Genomic DNA, 17,188 nt, shown 5'->3' on the forward strand with positions numbered 1-17,188 from the left:
GTCCTCAGGCGATCGCGGCGGCGTAGCGGTTGGCGGGGCGGGCGAGCCCCAGGGTGTCCCGCAGGGTCGAGCCCGGGTAGGTCGAGCGGAAGACGCCGGCCTCCTGGAGGAGCGGGACGACGTCGTCGACCAGGGCGTCGAGGTCGGTGCGGAGCGACGAGGGGCGGATCGTGAACCCGTCGGCCGCCCCGGCCTCGACCCACTCCTCGACGACCTCGGCGAGGTCGCGGGCCGTGCCCACGTGCGTGAGCGACCCGGTGTCCCACGTGATCCCCTCGAGCCCCTCGAGCAGGTCGAGGCGTGCCTGGGCGCTGGCCCGGTCCTGGCCGATCACGGCGTAGACGTCGACGAGCACGCGCAGGTCGTCGGGGTTACGGCCTGCCTCGGCGGCCGCGGCACGTACCTGGTCGCGCAGCGCCCGGGCGCCGTCGAGCGTCGTGGCCCGCACCCGCACGACGTCGGCGCGACGACCTGCGAGGGCCAGCGCCTCCGCGGAGTCCCCGCGCACGACGACCGGGGGCTGCGCCTGGGGCGAGCGGGGCGTGATCGACGGGCCCTTCACGGCGAACCGGACGCCGTCGTAGTCGACGTAGTGGAGCTTGTCGCGGTCGACGAAGCGGCCCGAGGCGACGTCACGGATCTCGGCGTCGTCCTCCCAGCTGTCCCACAGCCGGCTGACGACCTCGATGGCCTCCTCGGCCTCGGCGACCGCGTCGGCCGTGTCCTGGGCACTCTTGCGCCCGAACAGCGCGGCACCGGACTCGGTCGTCGACCAGCCCACCTGCCAGGCGGCGCGGCCCGCGCTCACGTGGTCGACGGTCGCGATCGCCTTGGAGACGTGGAACGGCTCGGTGTGCGTGGTGTCGACCGTCGCGACGAGCCCGATCCCCGCCGAGCGCGGGGCGAGGCGCGAGGCGACGAGGGCCGCGTCGAGGCGTCCGCGCAGCGTCGTGTTGCGCGTCGGCTGGAGCGAGAACGTGTCGTCGAACAGCGCGAAGTCGAGCACGCCGCGCTGAGCCGTGGCGACGAGCTCCTGGAGGCGCTGGCCGTCGAACAGGCGGGGCGACTCGGACCCGACCGCGCGCCACGCACCCGCTCGTGCTCCGGCGTCGGACAGGTCGACACCCAGGTGGGCCGAGCGGCGGGGCGAGCCATCGAGCAGGTCGTCGAGCGCGTCGAGCGACGGGTCGGTCGCACGGTCGCCCTGCTGCTCGGCGGACGAGGAGGCGGGGGTGAACAGCGGGGTCAGGTTCGAATCAGGCATGGGTCGTTCCACTCCGGGAGGTCGGGTGCGGGGTCGCTCGGCCGCTGCCGCAGGGATCGGCGGAAGGCCGCGGCGGGTCGCGAGCACTGCGGGTGCAGGTGGGGGGGTGCAGCGGGGTGGACCGCCGGGCCGGGCGACGGGTGACCGGGGCAGGCCGGTGTTCCGGCAGGCCGCGGCGACCGCGTCACGGGCGGGGCGGTTCAGGGGCGAGCCGGCTCGGCTCGGGAGGCGTCAGGAGGAGCGCAGGCTCAACAACAGACGCGGCCCGGGACGACGGGACGCCCGGGGGAACAACACATTCGACGGGCGGGAGCCACGGCTCCCCGTGCCGACGCGACAGGCGTGAGGACGAGCGTGTCGCGGATGTCCACGGGTCCTCCTCGGGTCGGCGGTGCTTCGGGTGCTGAGGCGCTTCGGTGCGGCGGACGGTGGCGTCTGCCGATGGCCCGGAATGTATGCCCGGGTCCGGGGAGTGTCAACGACTTCGGCGAACAGTCCGCATTCTGGACCGAATCAGTAGAGATTGCGCCCCGAACCCTGCCGAAACGGACATCGGAGGTGAGGGCCGTCGTCGGGCGCGCGCTCGACCGGGAGGTTCCCGGTGCCGAGGTAGAACCGTCTGCACGAGGTAGGACGCGGCAGGCACTACCTCGCGCAGACGGTTCTACCTCGCGGACCGGCAGCCTGACGGGTCAGCGCGGCGCCATCCGGATGCCGCCGTCGAGGCGGATCACCTCGCCGTTGAGCATGGGGTTCTCGACGATCGTGCGGACCAGGCGCGCGAACTCCTCCGGGCGCCCGAGCCGCCGCGGGTGCGGCACCTGGGCCGCGAGCGACTCCTGGGCCTCCGCGGGCAACGACGCCATCATGGGCGTGCTGAAGATGCCCGGCGCGATCGTCATGACACGGATGCGCAGGTCCGCGAGGTCGCGCGCGAGCGGCAGCGTCATGGCCGCGACCCCGCCCTTCGAGGCCGCGTACGCCGCCTGGCCCACCTGACCGTCGAACGCCGCGACCGACGCGGTGTTCACGATCACGCCGCGCTCCTCGGGGGCCCCGATGTCCCCCGGGGCACCGGCCGCCGCACCGTCTGCGCCGTCCGCGCCCCCCGCCCCGTCCAGCGCGACCATCCGCTCGGCCGCGAGCCGCGCGACGTTGAACGTCCCGACGAGGTTCACGCTCACGACCTTCGCGAACGACGCCAGGTCGTGCACCCCGTTCCTGCCGAGCACGCGCCGCGCGAGCACGATCCCCGCGCAGCTCACCGCGACGTGCAGCCCGCCCAGGTCCGCAGCCGCGTCGAGGGCCCGGGCCACGTCGTCCTCGCTCGTGACGTCGGTCGGCACGAACCGCACCGCATCGCCCAGGGAGTCCGCGAGCGCCTGACCGGGCGAGCCCGGCAGGTCCGCGACCACGACCCGCGCCCCGGCGCCGACCAGCTCCTCGACGGTCGCCCGGCCCAGGCCCGAGGCCCCTCCTGTCACCAGCGCGACCTTGCCCGCGATCTCCACGTCCCACTCCTTCGTCGACGGTCGTCCGCCAGCGTAGCCAGGTGGTCGCGCCGTCGCCCGGCGCAAGACTCGCACCGTTGGGTGTCGCAGCACCCCGCGCGGGGCCGTGGGAGCGGCGGGAGGATGAGACATGCTGCTCGCCGAGGTCGCCGCCACGTCCGACGCCGTCGCCGCGACCCGCTCGCGCCTCGCCAAGCGCGCCGCGATCGCCGACCTGCTGCGCCGTGCCGCCCGGGACGCAGCGGTGGCCGATGGGCCGGGCGCACCCGAGGGCAGCGCAGGGGACGACGTCGAGATCGTCGTGTCCTACCTCGCGGGCGAGCTGCGCCAGCGTCGCACGGGGCTCGGCTGGGCCTCGTTGCGTGCGCTCCCTCCACCCGCCGCGGCGCCGACGCTGACCGTCCAGGCCGTCGACGCGGCCTTCGAGCACATGGCCGGACTCGCGGGGCCGGGTTCCGACACGGCCCGGTCCGCGGCGGCCTCGGCGTTGTTCGCCGCCGCCACCGAGCGTGAGCAGTCGTTCCTGCGCGGGCTGGTCGCGGGCGACCTGCGGCAAGGAGCGCTCGACGCGCTGGTCGTCGACGCGGTCGCCGAGGCCGCAGGGATCCCGCTCGACGCGGTGCGCCGCGCGGCCATGCTGCGCGGGGCGTCGGGCCCGGTCGCGCGGGCGGCGCTCGAGGCGGACGGCCCGACGGCGGCGCTCACCGCGCTGGCAGGGTTCGGCCTCGAGGTGGGGCGCCCCGTGCGTCCGATGCTCGCGCAGTCGGCCCCCGACGTCGCGGCGGCGTTCGACAAGCTCGGTGTCTCGGCCGAGACCGACGACCGGGCGCACCAGGTGTCGGTCGACGTCAAGCTCGACGGCATCCGCATCCAGGTCCACCGCGACGGCGACCGGGTGCGGGTGTTCACGCGCTCGCTCGACGACATCACCTCACGCGTCCCCGAGATCGTCGCGGACGCCCGCTCCCTGGCCTCGGAGCGGTTCGTGCTGGACGGCGAGGCCCTCGTCGTCGGGCCGGACGGGGTGGACAGGCCCTTCCAGGAGACGGCCGCCCGCTCGGCCACGCGCGACGCCCCCGGCGCTCCGGACGCCGAGGCCGAGGCCGAGGATGCCACGCTCGCCGGGGCGCTCGCGCTGCGCCCGTACTTCTTCGACGTGCTCCACGCGGACGGTCGCGACCTGATCGACGCCCCGCTGCGTGAGCGGCTCGTCGTGCTGGACCGCGTCGCAGACTCCTTCAGGGTCCGGCGTCTGACGACCTCCTCCCCCGGCGCGGCGACCCAGTACTTCCTCGAGACGGTGCGCGAGGGCGACGAGGGCGTCGTCGTGAAGTCGCTCGACGCTCCCTACGCGGCCGGACGGCGCGGCGCCGGGTGGATCAAGGTCAAGCCGCGGCACACGCTCGACCTCGTGGTGCTCGCGGTCGAACGCGGGTCGGGGCGCCGGACGGGCCTGCTGTCCAACATCCACCTGGGCGCGCGCGATCCCGAGACGGGCGGGTTCGTGATGCTCGGCAAGACGTTCAAGGGCATGACCGACGAGATGCTCGCGTGGCAGACCGAGCGCTTCCGCGAGCTCGAGGTCGCCGACGACGGCTGGACCGTGACGCTGCGCCCCGAGCAGGTCGTCGAGATCGCGTTCGACGGGCTCCAGCGCTCCACGCGCTACCCGGGCGGGCTCGCGCTGCGGTTCGCGCGCGTGCTGCGCTACCGCGACGACAAGACCGCGGCCGAGGCAGACACGATCGACGCCGTCCGCGCATTCATGGGCCCCGGTTCCGTCTACACGGAGAGCGGCGGCTCGTAACGAGCGATGACCCATCGCTCGTCAGGTCGCAGGTCGCGCGGCAAGTGTGGAGGGATGTGCTCCGCGACGTAGGAGACGTCGTGCGTCTGCCAGCAGTCCGCGATGCACTCCGTCTCCGCTTCGGAGATCAGTTTCAGCACCGCCTCGTCAGGCTCGTCTGCAAGCAGAAACCGCACGGTCAGAGCCGTATCACCAAGCGCATATGCGACCCCACGCATCTCAGGAGTCAACCGGTCCCACAACGACCGGGTGATCGAGAGAAGCGCATCCACGTGCGTCACCGGATCACCGTACACGTCGCCTCCAGTACGTCGTCGCGTTCGACGGGCTCCAGCGCTCCACGCGCTACCCGGGCGGGCTCGCGCTGCGGTTCGCGCGCGTGCTGCGCTACCGCGACGACAAGACCGCGGCCGAGGCAGACACGATCGAGGGGGTCAGGTCGCTCGCGTGATCTCCTCGACCGTGGCCCACGCCGGGTCGGTTCACGTCAGCCGCCGCTCACCGCGACCCGCTGGAGGATCGCGAGCTCGGCCGGAGGGAATCCCACGGCTCGCTGCACGAGGGCACCTGCGGCGTGCCGGGTGAGCAGCTCGACCCGGGCGTCGAACTCCTCGATCCGGGCGTCCTCGGGGTGCACGAAGCTCGTCAGGCAGACGCTCTCGTCGTCGATCCACGGCGTGCCGTCCTGCGGGTCGGAGTCGTCGGGCCCCTCGTCGCCGATCGGGTCGATCTCGACCTGGACGTCCCGCAGGTGCCGGGGCCGCTGCTCCCCGAAACCGTCGCCCGCGACCTCGTGCAGCGCGCGGAAGATGCGGCCGGCAGCGAACGACCCGGCGGCGTACCAGCTCTGCGGGCCGTCCTCGCTCTCCGGACCGTCCTTCGCGCACAGCATGCTCGCGTCGACGTGGACCCACCCGATCTCAGGGTCGCGCCAGCCCATGCTCGCGGGTCTGCTCGGCCACTGCTTGCCACGCCTCCGGTCGAGAACTCCGACGTACTCGTTGCACGAGGCGTAGCGCACTCCCTTCCGCGCCACGGCGCCGGCGATCCGGGTGGCGAGCGTCTCGACGGGCACCACGGGCTCGGAGTAGGGCTCGCGCACCGGGACGGTGTCGTAGGACCGCAGGGCCGTGGGGTCCGCAGCCACGCGCGAGACGGCCTCGGGGCCTGCGACGATCACGGAGTCCAGGGTGCGCACGAAGCGGCGCCGGGCGAACGGGGCGTCGGGCGCGGTGTAGCCCAGGGCACGCGCGTGCGCCTCGGTGTCGAGCAGCACGTACGCCTCGGCGAGCTGCTTGTCCGCCGTGCGCAGCACGGCGGCGCCCATCGGGCCGGAGGCCCGTTCCCAGGACTCGATGCCCGACGGCGTCACGCGCCCACCGTACGGAGCGAGCACCTCCCACAGGTCCGTCCAGCGCGACGGGTCGGCGGAGGCTCGGCCGAAGAGGGTGGCGAGCAAGGACATCGGAGCTCCGTCGTTCGTCGGGTTGGTCCGCCGAGCGTAGCGGTCCTCGGAACTCGGCCCGCACGCCCTCCGCAGCCGGCCGTCCGCGCGACCCTACCGACGCCCCGCCCCCGCCCACCCGGCCGCGGCGCGTGCCGCCGTCGGGCATCGTTTACCGGGAGAAACCGGGCGAAACATCGTCTCGGAGGCCGGATGGGGGCTTGTGCCGTGCCCGCGCGGGCCGACAGGATCACCGCCATGCGCTTCGACGTCAGCACCCACGAGCACCCCGGGACACCGGTGCGCCTCGTGGTGCGCCGCGCCGTCGACCTGCGTCTCGTCGCGGGCTGTCTCTGTCGATAGCCCCGCCCCGGCCCGGCCGCAGCTCGCGCTGACGACCGGTTGATCCGCGCACCTCGCACCTTCACCATCCCGCTCACGCCGTGCCGCTGCAGGCCTCTCGCCCCCGCATGCGGCCTCACGCACCGAGCGTCTCGCTTCCCTCCCTGCCGCCGGCGTACCCACGACCGGTCGGCTCCCGTACCCGAATCCCTGGAGCTCCCATGCCCCGCACCCTCAGACCCCATGCCCGTCGGCTCGTTCGCACCACCCTGCGGGCTGCCGTGACCGTCGGCCTCGCGACCGCGCTCGTGGCCTGCTCGGCTGCGAGCGCCGAGGAGGCGGTCGTCGGCGAGTCGGGCCGGACCGTCCTGCGCTACGACGGCTCGGTCGGCCAGGTGACGTTCCCCGAGCTCGCGGCGGACCTCGGCTACTACGAGAAGGTCGAGCTCGAGTGGGTCGGCGACTCGACGGGTGGCCCGCAGAGCATCCAGGCCGCCGCGACGGGCTCGACCGACTTCGGCGGTGCGTTCAACGGGGCGATCGTCAAGCTCAAGGCGTCGGGCTCGCCCATCACGTCGGTCATCTCCTACTACGGCTCGGACGAGCTCTCGTACGGCGGCTTCTACACGCTCGAGGGGAGCCCGCTGACCGAGCCCAAGGACCTGATCGGCAAGTCGATCGGCGTCAACACGCTGGGAGCGCAGAGCGAGTTCGTCATCCGCGAGTGGCTCACGCGGGGCGGGCTGACCGCGGACGAGATCGACCAGGTCGAGCTCATCGTGGTCCCGCCCGTCAACGCCGAGCAGGTGCTGCGCGAGGGGCAGGTCGACGTCGTCGCACTGTCCCGCGTCTTCCAGGACAAGGCCCTCGAACGCGGCGGGATCACGCCGCTGTTCAGCGAGCTCTCGCTGTTCGGCGACTTCAGCTACGGCACGTACATCTTCCGCGACGAGTACATCGCGCAGAACCCCGAGGTGGTCGAGGACTTCGTCCAGGGCACTGCGCGGGCCATCCGGTGGTCGCAGGTCACCCCGGTCGAGGAGGTCCGTGCCCGGTTCACGTCCATCATCGAGGGGCGCGGGCGCGGTGAGACCACCGACCTGGTCCCCTACTGGAAGTCCGCGAGCATCACGGCCCCGGGCGGTGTGATCGTCGAGGAGGAGATCTCGACCTGGATCGACTGGCTCGTCCGCGAGGGCGAGCTCGAGGAGGGCCAGTTCTCTCCTGAGGACATCTACACCAACGACGACAACCCGTACGCGAACGGGACCTACCCGCAGGACGCCGGCCCCGACGGCGAGCCCGTCGAGGTGTCGCCGTGAGCGGCGCGGTGGCGGCAGTGTCGGCAGCGACGGCCCTGACCGCCCGGCCCAGCGCGACGGGCTCTGCGGCCGCGACGGACTTCCCGGGCTCGACGCCCAAGCTCCGCCTCGAGCACGTGCGCAAGGAGTTCATCGTGCGCGACGCGGCCGGTGGCCGCGGCGCCCGCAAGCGCTTCACGGCCGTCGAGGACTTCACGCTCGACGTCCGGGCGGGCGAGTTCCTGACGGTCGTCGGACCCTCGGGCTGCGGCAAGTCGACGCTCCTGGACCTGCTGGGTGGGCTCACCGAGCCGACGTCGGGCCGGATCCTCCTCGACGGCTCCCCCGTGACCGGCCCCGGGCTGGACCGCGGCGTGGTCTTCCAGCAGTACGCGCTGCTGCCCTGGCGGTCGGCCCGCGCGAACGTCGAGTTCGGGCTCGAGGCCAAGGGCGTCGGGCGGGGCGCACGCGCCCGCGTCGCCGACGAGTACCTGGACCTCGTGGGCCTCACGGCCTTCGCGGACCGGTACCCGCACGAGCTCTCGGGCGGCATGAAGCAGCGGGTCGCGATCGCTCGCAGCCTCGCGTTCGACCCTGAGGTGCTCCTCATGGACGAGCCGTTCGCGGCTCTCGACGCGCAGACGCGCGAGTCGCTCCAGGACGAGCTGCTGCGCATCTGGCGCACCACGGGCAAGACGATCGTCTTCATCACGCACGGCATCGAGGAGTCGGTGTACCTGGGCCAGCGCGTCGCGGTCATGACACCCCGCCCCGGTCGCCTGCAGACCGTGATCGACGTGGACCTCGCGGGGGCCGGCGACGCGGGTCCGTCCGGGGACGCCAGCCGGACGGACGACGGCCCGGCGGACCACTCCGCCGACGACACCGGAGGGGACGTCCGTTCCTCGGCCCTGTTCGGCCGGTACCGGCACGAGGTGTGGAGCGCGCTCCACGGCTCGCCCACCCAGGCGCAGGGCGCCGCCGCAGGAACCCAGGAGGACGCCCATGTCTAGCACCGCGACCACACCGGCCCGCGTGGCCCCGGTGCCCCCGGCCGAGGACACCGTCGCGTTCGCGGACCCGCCCACGCTGGGACGCCGCCAGGCGCTCACGGCCGACCAGGACCCGACGCCCTCGCTCGCGGCCCGCCTGCGCGGCGTCGGGGCACGGGTCCTGCGGGCCTCGGCCGCGATCGTGATCTTCCTGGCGATCTGGGAGGTCGCGCCGCGCGTCGGGCTCGTCGACCGGGTCTTCCTGCCGCCGCTCAGCGCGGTCCTCGAGTCCTTCTGGGGGCTGCTCACGAGCGGCGAGCTCGGCAAGCACGTCGGGACGAGCCTGACCCGGGCCGGCATCGGCTTCTCGATCGCGGTGCTGCTCGCGATCCCGCTGGGGATCACGATCGGCTGGTGGGCGAGCGTCGCGCAGTTCCTCGGCCCGTTCCTCGAGCTGTTCCGCAACACTGCCGCCCTGGCCCTGCTCCCTGTGTTCATCCTCGTCCTGGGGATCGGCGAGACGTCCAAGATCACGCTCGTCGTCTACGCGTGCTTCTTCCCCATCCTGCTCAACACGATCGCGGGGGTCCGCACCGTCGACCCCCTGCTGGTGAAGTCCGCCCGGTCGCTCGGGCTGCCGCCCGTCCGGCTGTTCCAGAAGGTCGTGCTGCCCGCCGCGGTCCCCACGATCTTCACGGGGATCCGCATGGCCGGGACGAGCTCGATCCTCGTGCTCATCGCGGCCGAGATGGTCGGCGCCAAGGCCGGCCTCGGCTACCTCATCACCTACGCCCAGTTCAACTTCCAGATCACGAACATGTACGCCGGGATCATCGCGATCTCGCTCGTCGGCGTCTCGATCAACGCGGTGCTCGTGAGCCTCGAGCGGCACTTCTCGCGCTGGCGCACCACGTGAGCCGGGGCCGCCCGTCCTGGGCGGCCCCGGCCCCCGCCACGACCGACCTCCCGACCCGTCACCCACACCCACACCCACGACCAGAGGACGCACCATGACCCGCCCACCCCGTCAGCTCAGCCTGAACCTCTTCATCCACCCGGCCGGCCACCACGAGGCGGCCTGGCGCCACCCGGACACCCAGCCCGAGCGCATCTTCACGGCCGACTTCTACACCGAGCTCGCCCGCACGGCCGAGGCCGCGACGTTCGACGCGGTCTTCTTCGCCGACGGCCCCGTCCTGCACGACGGCGTCGAGTTCAACAGCGTCGGCCGCCTCGAACCGCTCCTGACGCTCGCGTCGATCGCGGCCGCGACCGAGCGGATCGGCCTCGTCGCGACGGCCTCGACCACGTTCTACGACCCGTACAACCTGGCGCGCCTCTTCTCGACGCTCGACCACCTGAGCAACGGGCGGGCCGGGTGGAACATCGTGACCACGGCCTCCGAGGACGCGGCCCGCAACTTCGGCCTCGACTCCCACCCGGACCACGTCGAGCGGTACGCGCGGGCGGCCGAGTTCGTCGAGGTCGTCACCCGGCTCTGGGACAGCTGGGAGGACGACGCGGTCCTGATCGACCGCGCGTCGGGCCGCTACGCCGACCCCGCGAAGATCCACGACGTGGCCTTCCGCGGCAAGCACCTGCGCGTCGAGGGCGCGTTCAACGCGGCGCGCTCGCCCCAGGGCCACCCGGTCCTGGTCCAGGCGGGCGCCTCGAACGAGGGGCGCGCGTTCGCGAGCCGCTACGCCGAGGCGATCTTCACGGCCCACCAGCGTCTGGCCGACGCCCAGGCGTTCTACGCCGACATCAAGGCGGGTGCCGAGGCCCTGGGCCGGTCGCGCGACGCGGTCAAGATCCTCCCGGGCATCAGCCCGTTCATCGCCTCGACCGAGGACGAGGCGAGGGCGCTCGAGCGCGAGTTCAACGAGCTCACGGTCCCCGAGTACGGGCTGCGCCAGCTCGAGAAGCTCACGGGCGTCCGCCTCGACCACGCGCAGCTCGACGGTCCCGTCCCGGCCGAGCTGTTCGCGGACGCGGGCGACGTGACCGACAACTCGCGCAGCCGTCTCCAGGTCGTCGCGGGCATCGTCGAGCGCGAGCAGCCCACGGTCCGCGGCCTGCTCCACCGCCTCGCCGGGGCGCGCGGCCACCGCGTCGTCGCGGGCACGCCCGAGCAGGTCGCCGACACGATCGAGGAGTGGTTCACGCAGGGCGCCGCCGACGGCTTCAACGTCATGCCGCCGTACCTGCCGGGCGGCCTGGACGACTTCGCCGACCACGTCGTGCCGATCCTGCGCGAGCGCGGCCTGTTCCGTACGGAGTACGAGGGCACCACGCTGCGCGACCACCTCGGGCTCGAGCGCCCCGCGAGCCAGTACGCGTCGCCTGCTGCGGACCCGGCCCCCGCCCTCCGCGACGCGAGCGGCACGGACGAGGCGAGCGACGCCGTCGGGCAGGAGGAGGCCCGGACCGCGGAGCCGGTCCTGGCGTGAGCACGGGCACGAGCGCCCCGCCTGTCCGGCTGGCCTGGACCGTCCACGTCCCCGCCGGGGTCTGGGGCGTGGCCCAGGGCGCGGCGGCACCGGTCGTCGCGCTCGCGGCGCGCGAGCACGGCGCGTCGCTCGGCGCCGCAGGACTGGTCGTGGCGCTCGCCGGGCTGGGCCAGCTGATCGGCGACCTGCCCGCGGGGCGGCTCGTCTCCCGGTTCGGGGAGCGACGCTCGATCATCGGGGCGGGCGTCGTGGCCGTGGTCGGCGTGGCGCTGTGCCTGGTCTCGTGGTCGGTGGCCTCGCTCGCGGTGGGGGTGTTCCTCGCGGGGCTGTCCCAGGCCGTGTGGGGCCTCGCGCGCCAGACGTACCTGGCCGAGGCCGTCCCGTTCGCGCGCCGCGCGCGCGTCATGTCGACGGTCGCAGCCATGATGCGCGTCGGGTTCTTCGTGGGGCCGATCCTCGGCGCGGCGGCGATCGTGGCTGTCGGGACGCGCGGAGGGTTCGCGGTCCAGCTCGTGGCCGTGTGCGTCACGGCGGTCCTCATGGGCCGCGTGCCCGACGTCGGACGCTCACCCCGGGCGTCCGGCTCGCCCGGCGACGCGGGCACGCGGGAGGCGGGGCTGTGGCGCGTGGTGGTCGAGCACCACCGGCTGCTGCGCACGCTCGGCCTGGGGGCCGCGCTCATGGGGCTCTCGCGCACTGCCCGCACCGTGGTCCTTCCCCTGTGGGCCGACGTCCTGGGCGTCGACGCCGCGACCACGAGCCTGGTCTTCGGGGCCAGCGCGGCGCTCGACGTCGCGGTCTCGATCCCCGCGGGCTACCTCATGGACCGGTTCGGCCGGCGCGCGCTCGCGGTCCCGTCGCTGCTGGTCCTGGCCGCGGGCTATCTCGCGCTGCCGTGGGCGGGCGGCGTCGCGTCGTTGACCGTCGTCGCCCTGGTCCTGGGGCTCGGGAACGGGCTGAGCAACGGCGTCATCATGACGCTCGGGGCCGACGTCGCGCCGCCCGCCCAGCGCGCCGAGTTCTTCGGGGCGTGGCGGCTCATGCACGACGCGGGGGCCTTCGCAGGTCCCCTCGTCGTCGCGGGCACGGCGCTCGTGGCCCCGCTCGGGGCCGCCGCGCTCGTGGTCGGGGCGGCGTCGGCCGCGGGTGGCGCGGTGCTCTGGCGGTACGTGCCCGTGTGGGCGCCGTGGCCCCGGCCGACGGCGCTGCTGGTCGCGCCTCCCCCGCTGGCGGACGAGGCCGTCCCCCGGTGATCCTGGAGGCGCGCCGCGCCGGCGGACGGACCGAGAGAGGACCGAGCCCATGACCGAGGACCGTGCTGCCGTCCCGCCCAGCGACCTCACGCCACGCATCGGCAAGGTTGCGACACGCGAGCTCGCCCACCACGGGTACACCCGCTACGAGGAACTCACACGCGCGACGGCCAAGGAGCTGCTCGCGATCCACGGGGTCGGGCCCCGGGCGATCCGCATCCTGGGCGAGGAGCTCGCCGAGCGGGGATCGGGGTTCCGGGAGGGCTGAGCCGGTCGTCAGGCGCTCGGTCCGGACGAGCGGACGAACCGCTCCGGCGGGGTGGGCTGTCTGCCGAGCAGGTTCGGCTGGGCCGAACGTGCGTTCGCTGAGCAGGACCAGGTCCCGCCCAGCCGAACCTTCCCGGCACGCTCACTCCCACGGCGCGCCCGACGCGAGGACCTCAGCGCCCCTGGCTCTCCCGAGAACGCGCCAGCTCACCGAGCGCCGCGGCCTGGGAACCGGTGAACGGCAGGTCGAACACGAGGAGCGCGTGCGCCGCACGGCCGACGAGGAGCGCGACGCGCTCGTCCTGGTCCGTGACCGCGCACTCCTCGTCCGAGAGCGCGATGTCGAGCTCGGTCGCGGACCTGTCGATCCCGATGTTCAGGACGCCGGCGCGCACCTCGTCCCCGTCCTCCGCCTCGTCGTCCCACTCGGCCTGCGACAGCACGACGACCGCGACGAGCCCCAGCACGTCAGGTCGTTCGAGAGGGCTCCCGAGGGCCGCGTAGAGCCGCTTGCTCGCCTCGATGCCGGCTCCGGTCCACCCGTCGCGAGCCTCGACCGGCGCTCCCTGCTCCGCGGCGATCGACGACGCGTCGACGTCGATCCACCCGTACTCGGGGTCGAGGTGGAACATCTGCGCGGCGGAGTCGTCCGCGACGCTCGGCCATGCCTTCTGGCGCCGCGTGCTCAGGCTCACGAGCACGTCCTTCCAGACCATGCGGTGGAGCGGGTCCTTCCACCTCTCGACGTCCCACCGGTCGCTCAGGTACCCCTCGGGGTCAGGGGTCTCGTAGGGCGCGACGGCGGGCGAGGAGTCGTACGACCGCAGGTACGAGGGGTCCGCCGCGACGCGCGCGACGGCCTCCGGGCCGGCGACGATCACGGCGTCGACCGTCCGCAGGAAGCGACGGCGCGCGAACGGACGGTCCGGTCCGGTGAACGGGATCTCCCCGGCGAAACGCGCCACGGCCTCGGTGTCGAGCAGGTCGTAGGCCCGCTCGAGCTGGTCCTTGGCCTTCGCGAGCACCTTGGGGTCCATGGTCGCCGCGGCCCGGAGCCACGTCTCGGTGCTCGACGGCGTCACGCGCCCACCGTACGGAGCGAGCACCGTCCACAGCTCGTCCCACGAGGACGGGTCGGACTTCTTCTTGCGGAACAGCGAACCGAACAGCGCCATCTAGGGGGTCCTCACGTGAGCCGGGGTCGGCGAGAAGCGTAGCCGGACCGCGACGGCGAGCGACGCCGTCGGGCACGGGAAGGCCAGCACGCAGGGTGCGACGCGGGGACCGCCCGGCGCCCGGTGGCGCCTCCGGCCCGCCGGAGTCGCTCGAGCGCTCAGGCGCTGACGACCTGGATGACCTCCGTGTCGTCGTGCCGGCGCGCAAGCGCCGAGACCACGGGGGGCTTGGGCACCGGGGGCTGCGCCTTGACGCCCGTGCTCTTGCTGCGGCGCGGGCGCGTCGGCACGGCGACGCCGAGCGACTTGAAGACCTTGCGCAGCTCGGCCTCGGTCCAGCCTGCGGCGAGCGCCTCGGAGAAGGTCGCGGCGTAGGCACGCTCGGCCGCGTCGAGCTGGGCGCGGGCAGCGGCGACCTGCTCGGCCCGCTCGGCGAGCGCGCGACCTGCGTCCATGCGCTGGGCGAGGAGGTCGCGCAGCTGCGACTCGTACGTGGTGGCGGTCTCGTCGGCGCTCATGGCACCAACCTACGGCCTGACCTGCACGGTCGCCAGGATGGCGAGGTGATCCGTGCCGGGGATCTCGACCGTGCCCACGTCGTCGACCCGCATGCCCCGGTCGACGACCACGTGGTCCAGGTCGGCGAGCGGCGGGTAGCGCCGGTCGGAGGGCCACGAGAGGCTCACGCCCTGCCCCGCGAGGCGGGTCGCGTCGGCGAAGCGTCCGCCCAGGAGGTCGCGGAACGCCGAGTGGTCGTAGGTCGCGTTGAAGTCTCCGAGCAGGATCTGCGGCATGGGGTCGCCGTGCGCCGCGTCGCGCAGCAGCGCGAGGTCGTCCGTCCACAGGTCGACGTCCCCGGGTGTGGGCGGGTGCGGATGGACGGCCGTGACGCGCACCGAGGTCCCGTCCAGCCCGACGACGGCGCTCGGCTGGTGGAAACGGCTCGCCACGCCCTCACGCTCGTCGGTCAGCGGGGTCGCGCTCCACAGCCCGCTGCCCGCGGCCCCCTCGGTCGGGTGGATCGCGGTCCACGAGTACGGCAGCACGTCCTCGATCCCGGCGGCCACCAGGTCGGCCTCGAACTCCTCGCTCAGCTCGACCACGCTCAGCAGCTCGACCTGCTGCTCCCGGACGGCCTCGACCACCGCCCGCGCGTCGGCACGCCCGTAGAGGACGTTGGTCGCCATGACGCGCAAGGTCCCGTCCGCCCCGGGCGCGATGCCCGGGCCCGGCACGAAGAACGGCACGAGCCACACCGCGTGCGCGACGACGAGAACCCCCGCGATCGCACTGAGCACCCACCGCCGCCGGCTCAACGAGAGCAGCAGCACCACGAGCGCCGCGAGGGCGACCCACGGCGTGAAGGACACGAGCTGCGCGAGGGGAGTGACGTCGTCGACCCCCAGGGCGCGCGCGAGCGTGAGCGCGCCCACCCCGACGAGGCACAACGACAGCAGGACCGTCCACACGACGCCGCCCACGCGACGCGTCCGCGACGGCGTGCGCGCTGCCGCGCGTGCCGGGGCGCTCACGGGACGACCTGCACCGTGACCGCGAGCGCGCGGTGGTCGGAGCCGGGGACCGCGAGCGACGTGAGGTCGTCGACCCGCATGCCCTCGTCGACCACGACGTGGTCGAGGTCGAGGAACGTCGGGACCCGCTCCCCCACGGGCCACGACAGGTTCAGGCCGTGCCCGGCCGTGCGCGTCGCATCGTGGAACCGGTCGCCCAGGACCGCTCGGAACGACGCGTGGTCGTACGTCGAGTTGAAGTCACCCAGCAGCACCTGGGGCAGGGGCTCGTCGTGGGCACGACGGGCGAGGTCGCCCATCTCCTGGTGCCACACGCCCGTGATCTCGGGAAGCGGCGGGACCGGATGGACGGCGGTCACGCGCACGGGCGTGCCGTCCACGTCGACCGTGGCTGCGGGCATGGCGAACGTGCTCCACTCTGTCGTGTCGGGGTCGGTCAGCGCTGCCCTGCTCCACAGGCCGCTCCCGGGCGAACCGGTGCCCACCTTGGCGTCGAGGTGGTGCGGCATGACCGCCTCGATCCCTGCGGCTTCGAGGCGGTCGTGGAAGTCGGCCGTGAGCTCGACGACCGCGAGCACGTCGGCGTCCTGCTCGTGGACCATCTGCACGACCGCGGCGGCGTCCGCCTGCCCGAAGTACGCGTTGACCGTCAGGACCCGCAGCGTGCCCCGGGCGTCTGCCTCGATGCCGCGTGCGATGCCCTGCCCGGGCACGAAGAAAGGCGCGATCCACGCGACCTGCGTCGTCAGCGCGACCGCGCACAGGATCGCGAGCAGCCGGCGGCGCAGGGCCAGGGCCGTCGCGGCAACTAACAGCGCGAGCGGGACGACCCACGGCGTGACGCCGACGACCTGCGCGAGGGGCGTGACGCCGTCGTACGGGACGGCGCGCACGAGCGTCATGGCCAGGACCAGCCCGCCCACGACCCACAGCACCAGCCCGACGGCGCGCCCACCGGGGCGACGTCGGGCTGCGGGGGCGGTGGTGGCCCCGGTTCTCCCATGCATGGAGCGACCCTATCGACCGGTTCGGGCAGTTCTGGGCCGGTCTGCCGCTCTCGATGCGGGAGCCCGGTGCAGCCCGCGGAGGGATCCTGTGAACGGGCACTCACGGCGAGGGGTTCGACGCGGGTGGCGCGTCGGGCCGACCGCGAGGGTTTCGCAGCGAGATGCGGCCAACGGGGGTCGAGAACCGTCCAAGACCCCCGTTGGCCGCATCTCGCGAACACCCCCCGGGGCACGATGCCCCGAGTATTCGCTCGTCCGCGCCGAACCGTGCCCCTAGGCTCGGCGAGATGTCGGACGAAGCACGTGACGCACTGCTCGATGCCCTCGTCATCTGGGCGTGGAAGGACCACACGCAGGGGCAGGACGTCGTGGACGCGGCCTGCGAGGCGCTCGTCGCAGGACTCGACTCGCCGGCCCTGCGCGACCTCGCGGGCCTCTACCCGGACACCCCGAACGAGCTCCTCCGCCTGGTGGCCGAGGACGTCGTGGCTGAGCTGGGGCTCGACCTTCCGGTCGGCGACGACGCCCTGAACCTCTACGTCCTGAGGACCCAGGCACGGAAGGTGCTCGACGGGCGCACGACGCCCCGCGAGCTCACGGAGTGGGCGTTCTCGAACCGCGGAGCTCGCGACTCGGACGAGCACGAGCTATTCGTCGGCGCGCTGTGGGAGTACGAGGAGCTCGACGACATGAGAGAGCACTTCGGGAACGGGGCTCCTACCCACGCCGAGGAATCAGCGGCCCTCGACGCCCACGTCCGCCACATGGCTCGAGCACTGCTGGAGGATCCTGGCTGATCTGCGGCACTCCCGGCCCGACGTCAGATCGGTCGTTCGCCCGGAT

General features: G+C 73.5%; 16 protein-coding genes. 8 read left to right on the plus strand and 8 right to left on the minus strand.

Annotated elements, in window-relative coordinates; all coding sequences use genetic code 11:
- Positions 1-4: 4 nt before the first annotated feature.
- Entirely contained in the window at positions 5-1,264 is a 1,260-nt protein-coding gene (locus tag ACIPWA_RS13770; protein WP_400290993.1) for an LLM class flavin-dependent oxidoreductase, read from the minus strand.
- 692 nt (positions 1,265-1,956) lie between these two features.
- Positions 1,957-2,775 (minus strand): SDR family NAD(P)-dependent oxidoreductase, encoded by an 819-nt coding sequence (locus tag ACIPWA_RS13775; RefSeq protein ID WP_400290995.1) that lies wholly within the window; start codon positions 2,773-2,775, stop codon positions 1,957-1,959.
- A gap of 130 nt (positions 2,776-2,905) precedes the next feature.
- Here ACIPWA_RS13775 and ACIPWA_RS13780 point away from each other — a divergent pair, with 130 nt between their 5' ends.
- On the plus strand, positions 2,906-4,582 hold the full coding sequence (locus ACIPWA_RS13780) for an ATP-dependent DNA ligase (protein ID WP_400290997.1): 1,677 nt from the start codon (positions 2,906-2,908) through the stop codon (positions 4,580-4,582).
- On the opposite strand, the gene ACIPWA_RS13785 is transcribed toward ACIPWA_RS13780, so the two are convergent.
- Complete coding sequence (locus ACIPWA_RS13785; RefSeq protein WP_400290998.1) at positions 4,558-4,863, minus strand: MafI2 family immunity protein; 306 nt, start codon at positions 4,861-4,863, stop codon at positions 4,558-4,560. The two genes, ACIPWA_RS13780 and ACIPWA_RS13785, sit on opposite strands and share 25 nt — an antisense overlap.
- Before the next feature lie 206 nt (positions 4,864-5,069).
- Positions 5,070-6,047: a hypothetical protein gene (locus tag ACIPWA_RS13790; protein ID WP_400290999.1), complete on the minus strand. Its 978-nt coding sequence runs from the start codon at positions 6,045-6,047 to the stop codon at positions 5,070-5,072.
- A gap of 542 nt (positions 6,048-6,589) precedes the next feature.
- Between ACIPWA_RS13790 and ACIPWA_RS13795 the strand changes: the two genes are divergently transcribed.
- The 6 genes from ACIPWA_RS13795 to ACIPWA_RS13820 all read left to right on the plus strand — a co-directional run bounded on the left by ACIPWA_RS13795 (position 6,590) and on the right by ACIPWA_RS13820 (position 12,632).
- On the plus strand, positions 6,590-7,690 hold the full coding sequence (locus tag ACIPWA_RS13795; RefSeq protein WP_400291001.1) for an ABC transporter substrate-binding protein: 1,101 nt from the start codon (positions 6,590-6,592) through the stop codon (positions 7,688-7,690).
- Between the two features lie 35 nt (positions 7,691-7,725).
- Positions 7,726-8,682 carry an ABC transporter ATP-binding protein gene (locus ACIPWA_RS13800; protein ID WP_400291608.1) on the plus strand — a complete coding sequence of 319 codons (957 nt, stop codon included), beginning with the start codon at positions 7,726-7,728 and terminating at the stop codon, positions 8,680-8,682.
- Positions 8,675-9,577 (plus strand): ABC transporter permease, encoded by a 903-nt coding sequence (locus ACIPWA_RS13805; protein WP_400291002.1) that lies wholly within the window; start codon positions 8,675-8,677, stop codon positions 9,575-9,577. The genes ACIPWA_RS13800 and ACIPWA_RS13805 overlap by 8 nt, the downstream gene beginning before the upstream one ends.
- Positions 9,578-9,671: 94 nt before the next feature.
- On the plus strand, positions 9,672-11,111 hold the full coding sequence (locus ACIPWA_RS13810) for an LLM class flavin-dependent oxidoreductase (protein ID WP_400291004.1): 1,440 nt from the start codon (positions 9,672-9,674) through the stop codon (positions 11,109-11,111).
- Positions 11,108-12,364 (plus strand): MFS transporter, encoded by a 1,257-nt coding sequence (locus ACIPWA_RS13815; protein ID WP_400291006.1) that lies wholly within the window; start codon positions 11,108-11,110, stop codon positions 12,362-12,364. The genes ACIPWA_RS13810 and ACIPWA_RS13815 overlap by 4 nt, the downstream gene beginning before the upstream one ends.
- A gap of 49 nt (positions 12,365-12,413) precedes the next feature.
- Positions 12,414-12,632: a helix-hairpin-helix domain-containing protein gene (locus ACIPWA_RS13820; RefSeq protein WP_400291008.1), complete on the plus strand. Its 219-nt coding sequence runs from the start codon at positions 12,414-12,416 to the stop codon at positions 12,630-12,632.
- Positions 12,633-12,804: 172 nt separating this feature from the next.
- Here the strand turns inward: ACIPWA_RS13820 and ACIPWA_RS13825 are convergent, their stop codons facing one another.
- The 4 genes from ACIPWA_RS13825 to ACIPWA_RS13840 form a co-directional block, all read right to left on the minus strand.
- Positions 12,805-13,806 carry a hypothetical protein gene (locus tag ACIPWA_RS13825; protein ID WP_400291009.1) on the minus strand — a complete coding sequence of 334 codons (1,002 nt, stop codon included), beginning with the start codon at positions 13,804-13,806 and terminating at the stop codon, positions 12,805-12,807.
- Between the two features lie 158 nt (positions 13,807-13,964).
- Positions 13,965-14,324 (minus strand): hypothetical protein, encoded by a 360-nt coding sequence (locus ACIPWA_RS13830; RefSeq protein WP_068626086.1) that lies wholly within the window; start codon positions 14,322-14,324, stop codon positions 13,965-13,967.
- Positions 14,325-14,333: 9 nt separating this feature from the next.
- Positions 14,334-15,338, minus strand: a complete 1,005-nt coding sequence (locus ACIPWA_RS13835) for an endonuclease/exonuclease/phosphatase family protein (RefSeq protein WP_400291011.1) — start codon at positions 15,336-15,338, stop codon at positions 14,334-14,336.
- Positions 15,335-16,345 (minus strand): endonuclease/exonuclease/phosphatase family protein, encoded by a 1,011-nt coding sequence (locus ACIPWA_RS13840; RefSeq protein ID WP_400291013.1) that lies wholly within the window; start codon positions 16,343-16,345, stop codon positions 15,335-15,337. The genes ACIPWA_RS13835 and ACIPWA_RS13840 overlap by 4 nt, the downstream gene beginning before the upstream one ends.
- Before the next feature lie 287 nt (positions 16,346-16,632).
- On the opposite strand from ACIPWA_RS13840, the gene ACIPWA_RS13845 reads away from it, so the two are divergent.
- A complete protein-coding gene (locus tag ACIPWA_RS13845; RefSeq protein ID WP_400291015.1) occupies positions 16,633-17,142 on the plus strand; it encodes a hypothetical protein in 510 nt (169 codons plus the stop codon).
- The last annotated feature ends 46 nt before the right edge of the window (positions 17,143-17,188 follow it).

The organism is Oerskovia enterophila (assembly GCF_044748475.1).
GTDB classification, from domain to species: domain Bacteria; phylum Actinomycetota; class Actinomycetes; order Actinomycetales; family Cellulomonadaceae; genus Oerskovia; species Oerskovia enterophila.

Coding starts and splice junctions, on each gene's coding strand:
- ACIPWA_RS13830 (WP_068626086.1), bottom strand. CDS start 14,324: ATGAGCGCCGACGAGACCGCCACCACGTACGAGTCGCAGCTGCGCGAC.
- ACIPWA_RS13810 (WP_400291004.1), top strand. CDS start 9,672: ATGACCCGCCCACCCCGTCAGCTCAGCCTGAACCTCTTCATCCACCCG.
- ACIPWA_RS13795 (WP_400291001.1), top strand. CDS start 6,590: ATGCCCCGCACCCTCAGACCCCATGCCCGTCGGCTCGTTCGCACCACC.
- ACIPWA_RS13825 (WP_400291009.1), bottom strand. CDS start 13,806: ATGGCGCTGTTCGGTTCGCTGTTCCGCAAGAAGAAGTCCGACCCGTCC.
- ACIPWA_RS13790 (WP_400290999.1), bottom strand. CDS start 6,047: ATGTCCTTGCTCGCCACCCTCTTCGGCCGAGCCTCCGCCGACCCGTCG.
- ACIPWA_RS13840 (WP_400291013.1), bottom strand. CDS start 16,345: ATGCATGGGAGAACCGGGGCCACCACCGCCCCCGCAGCCCGACGTCGC.
- ACIPWA_RS13780 (WP_400290997.1), top strand. CDS start 2,906: ATGCTGCTCGCCGAGGTCGCCGCCACGTCCGACGCCGTCGCCGCGACC.
- ACIPWA_RS13820 (WP_400291008.1), top strand. CDS start 12,414: ATGACCGAGGACCGTGCTGCCGTCCCGCCCAGCGACCTCACGCCACGC.
- ACIPWA_RS13805 (WP_400291002.1), top strand. CDS start 8,675: ATGTCTAGCACCGCGACCACACCGGCCCGCGTGGCCCCGGTGCCCCCG.
- ACIPWA_RS13770 (WP_400290993.1), bottom strand. CDS start 1,264: ATGCCTGATTCGAACCTGACCCCGCTGTTCACCCCCGCCTCCTCGTCC.
- ACIPWA_RS13845 (WP_400291015.1), top strand. CDS start 16,633: ATGTCGGACGAAGCACGTGACGCACTGCTCGATGCCCTCGTCATCTGG.